This is a genomic window from Sporichthya sp. (assembly GCF_013815995.1).
Taxonomy (GTDB): Bacteria; Actinomycetota; Actinomycetes; order Sporichthyales; family Sporichthyaceae; genus Sporichthya.
In genome coordinates this window covers 1-3,759 of the sequence record NZ_JACDFE010000321.1, presented here as the reverse complement: position 1 = coordinate 3,759, position 3,759 = coordinate 1, and the positions used below count along the sequence as shown (strand labels likewise).

The 3,759-nt window shown below is 73.4% G+C and carries 3 protein-coding genes and 2 pseudogenes; 1 reads left to right on the top strand and 4 read right to left on the bottom strand.

Annotated elements, in window-relative coordinates:
• Positions 1-444 (top strand): annotated as a pseudogene (locus H0X00_RS22525) (hypothetical protein); the annotation flags it as partial.
• A 44-nt stretch (positions 445-488) separates the two neighbouring features.
• On the opposite strand, the gene H0X00_RS22520 reads toward H0X00_RS22525, so the two are convergent.
• From H0X00_RS22520 to H0X00_RS22505, 4 genes and pseudogenes are all read right to left on the bottom strand, one after another.
• A complete protein-coding gene (locus H0X00_RS22520) occupies positions 489-1,178 on the bottom strand; it encodes a glycosyltransferase (RefSeq protein WP_293775013.1) in 690 nt (229 codons plus the stop codon).
• Positions 1,179-1,203: 25 nt separating this feature from the next.
• Positions 1,204-2,055: a DUF5926 family protein gene (locus H0X00_RS22515; protein WP_293775012.1), complete on the bottom strand. Its 852-nt coding sequence runs from the start codon at positions 2,053-2,055 to the stop codon at positions 1,204-1,206.
• A 35-nt stretch (positions 2,056-2,090) separates the two neighbouring features.
• Complete coding sequence (locus H0X00_RS22510; protein WP_293775011.1) at positions 2,091-2,918, bottom strand: glycerophosphodiester phosphodiesterase family protein; 828 nt, start codon at positions 2,916-2,918, stop codon at positions 2,091-2,093.
• A gap of 18 nt (positions 2,919-2,936) precedes the next feature.
• Positions 2,937-3,759, bottom strand: a pseudogene (locus H0X00_RS22505) (ATP-binding protein); the annotation flags it as partial.

Sequence of the window (3,759 nt, the reverse complement as noted above, 5' to 3'; positions counted from 1 at the left end):
CTCGCGGTGGGCGCCGGGACGGCCGCCGTGGTCGGCGCGATCGCGCTCCTGGACTGGCGCCGGGACGCCGCCGACCGCAGCCACCTCGGCCGCTTCGTCCAGGACGTGATCGACGGCGAGGGCCCGGCGGTGATCGGCCGCAAGCTGGACGCCAACCTCGGCCTGCTGGTCGACGCCCCGGTGATCGTCGTGGCCGCGGTGCCGCTGATCGCGCTCGCCGTGCTCTCCCTGTTCAGGCCCGCCGCCCTGCGACTGCACGGCCTGGACCGGGCGCAGGCCGCCGATCCGGTGCTGCGGCCGCTGCTGCTGGCCTGTCTGTGCACAGCCCTGACCGGCTTCGCGGTCAACGACTCCGGCGTGATCGTGCCGGCGGTGGCGCTGATCGCCGGCGGACCTCTGCTGACCGCCATCTGGGCCGGCATCTGGGCCAGGGAACGCGCCTGAGGCGACTCCCAACGGATGTCATCCGCAGCGACCCACAACGGCTGTCATCTCTTACGGCGGCGCAGCGCGCGCTGCACGTGCAGGTACTGCTTGAGCCGGTGCACCTGCCCGCGCCAGTCCTTGCCGGTGACCCGGTGGTGCAAGTCGCATTCGACCTCGCGCACCCGCAGGCCGGCCTTCAACAGGTCGATGGTCAGCGCCGTCTCCACCCCGAAGCCGGAGGCCAGCGGGCGGGCGGCCTCGAAGGCCGGGCGGGTCAGGCAGCGCTGCCCGGACAGCGGCTGGGTGGCGTGGAACCCGGTCGCGCGGGCGATCCCGGCCCGCGCGGCCCGGACGACGAACCCGTGGCCGCCGCCGGCGGTCTCCTGCGGCGGGAGGATCGCGATCGCCATGTCGGCCTCCCCGCCCAGCACCGGCGGGACCAGGGCGCCCGCGGCCGCGGCGCTCCCCTCCAGGTCCGCGTCGAGGAACAAAAGCAGTCGCGGAGCGCGCGGATCGTCGGCGGCGGCCACGGCAGCCGCGCCGGTTTCCATCGCCGCGGCCTTGCCCCGGTTGCGGGGGTGGGTCACCACGTGCGCACCGGCGGCCTGGGCCACCTGTGCGGTGCGGTCCGCGGATCCGTCGTCGACCACGATCACCAGGTCGACGCCGGGGATCGACGCCGCGGCCCGGACCGTGGTGGCCACCCGGGCCTGCTCGTCCTTGGCCGGGATGACGACCGCGACCCCGGTCACCGCGTCAGCACGATCGGGCCCGAGGTCAGCGGATGGTCAGCTGCCGGTTGGCGAGTCCGTCACGGGACCGGCGCTCCACCGCGGTCAGCGGGTCCGTGTTCGCGAGCGCCTCGTCCAGCCGCGCGGAGAACGCGGCGGCCCCGGCCTCGAACGCCTCGGCGGGCGTGCCCTTCGGGACCTCCCAGACCGGGGCCAGCAGACCGTGGCAACGGAACGACCCGACGTAGCGGCTGCCCTCGCCGATGTCGTCGACCCGGCCGGCGTGCAGTCGGGCCAGGGCGTTGAGCAGCGGGTACTCCTCCTGCGGCATCACCCAGCGAACCCAGGCCCGCTCGCCCTCGTCGCTCCAGTACGCGGCAGGCACCGAGGACAGCCGGTGCGTAGGCGGGGCGGCGCTGTTGGCCTGCTCGAGCGAGGCCTTGACCTCGTCCGTCATCTCGTCCGGGTGCTCCACCCAGAACTCGAAGCCGTCGTGGACGGTGATCTCCAGCGGCACCGTCGGGTCGAGCAGGGCCTGCAGCTGGGGGGTGTCCGGGGTGATGTCGACGTTCGTCGGCGTCGCCCCGGCCTCGATGTTGAGCGCCGCGATCAGCGCGGCCGCCACCTGGCGGCTGGCGTCCCCGGCCGAGACCTGGGTCTGCAGCGCGACCAGGACGCTGCCGTCCGAGCGGGTCAGGCAGGGCAGGGCGAGAGGGAGCACCGTGACCGCCGTCACGGTCCGGTCGGCGTAGTCGTCGATCAGGGTTAGCGGAGCGGTCGCGGCAGGCACGATCTCGCGCATCGCGACCAGGTCGCACTCGGAGGTCAGGCCCTGGAAAGGACGCAGGACGAAGGATTCACGGTCGGCGGCGCGGCGCGCGCGGGAGGCCTTACTCATGGGGCAAGACCCTAGTGCGCGCAGCGATTGGCGGATCACCTCGGCGCGAACACCTGCGCCCGCACAGCCCGGGGCCGGTCCGTGGTGATGGTGTCCACGCCGGCGTCGAGGCAGCGCCGGACGTCGTCCGGCTCGTTGACCGTCCAGACGTTCACCGCATGACCCTTGGCGTGGGCCCGGGTGACGTAGCCGGGGTCGGTGCGCACGATGTCCTTGCTGATGCCGGCCGCGCCCACCCCGACCGGCAGGGATCCGTCGCGGTAACGGCGCGGCAACCGCCCCATCAGGTAGACCAGGTCCAGGTCCGGCGCGAGCCGTCGCATCCGACGCATGGAGACTTCCGCGAAGCTCATCACCCGCACCGCGGGCCGGCCGTGGGCACCGAGGACCCGCCGGGCCAGGCCGAACTCGGTGAGCAGCTCGACGAGGCGCGCCTCGGTCAGACCGCCGTAGCGGGTCGGGTGCTTGATCTCGATCAGCAGGCCGACCGGACGACCGGCCCCCGCCACCAGTTTCAACAGCTCGCGCAAAGTGGTCAGGCGGGTGTCGTCCGCCTCGGCGTCGGCCGGCGGCGCGACGGGTCGGCCGCCGCGGTAGCGGTCCCCCGGACGCCAGGGCCGGCGGGCACCGAACGGGACCGCGCGGAGGTCTGCCAGCGTCATCGAGGAGACCAGACCGCGCTGCCCGGAGACGAACTCCAGGCGGCGGTCGTGCAGGCAGACCAGGTGACCGTCAGCGGTCAGCCGGACGTCGCACTCCAGGGCGTCCGCCCCGTCGGCGATGGCCTTCTTGAAGGCCGCCACGGTGTGCTCGTACATGCCCTCGCGGGATCCGCGGTGGCCGACGATCTCCGGCTGACCCATGACGTTCATGGTGAAGCATCAGGACGGCTGGGAGCGCAGGAACCGCCCGAAGTGGGGGACGGTGAAGGCCACCGATCCACGCTCACCGGCGAACACCAGGCCCTTTTTGATCAGGCCGTCCCGCGCCGGGGAAAGACTGGACGGCTTGCGGCCGAGCTGCACCGCCACCTCGGCGGTCGGCACCGGACCGTCATCGACGCTCAACCCCAACGCCGCCATCGCCCGCATGTAGTCCCGCTCCGCCGGGGTCGCGCGCTCGTAGCGGCTGCCGAAGAAGCCGACCGCGAGCTCGGCCTCGGCCTCCGGCGCGGCCACCTTCACGTCGTCGGCGGTGATCGGCGAGGCCGGGGCGGCGTCCCAGGCGACCTTGCCGTAGGCCTGCACGAAGTAGGGGTAGCCGTCGGAGTGCTTGTACAGCGCCACGAGCGCGTCGTCCTCGAACGTCACGCCCTCGGCAGCCGCCGGCGTGCGCAGCGCCCGGTCCGCGGCCTCGCGATCCAGCCGGTCGATGCGGGCATACCGGAACAGGCGCTCGGAGTAGCTCTTGCTCGCCGAGAGCACCGCCGGCAGATGCGGCAGACCGGCCCCGACCACGATCAGTGGCGACCCGGACTGGGACAGCTCGTGGCACGCCCCGCACAGGGCTGAGACGTCGGCCTGACCGAGGTCCTGCATCTCGTCGATGAACAACGCGATCCCGGACCCGACGTCGGTGGCGACGGAGGCCGCGTCGGTCAGTAGCTCGGCCAGGTCGATCTCGATGTCACCGGAGTCGGCCCGGCCCCGCGCCGCGGGCGTCGATCCCCGGCTCCCAAGCCCGGGCGCTCGCGCGGCCGCGCTT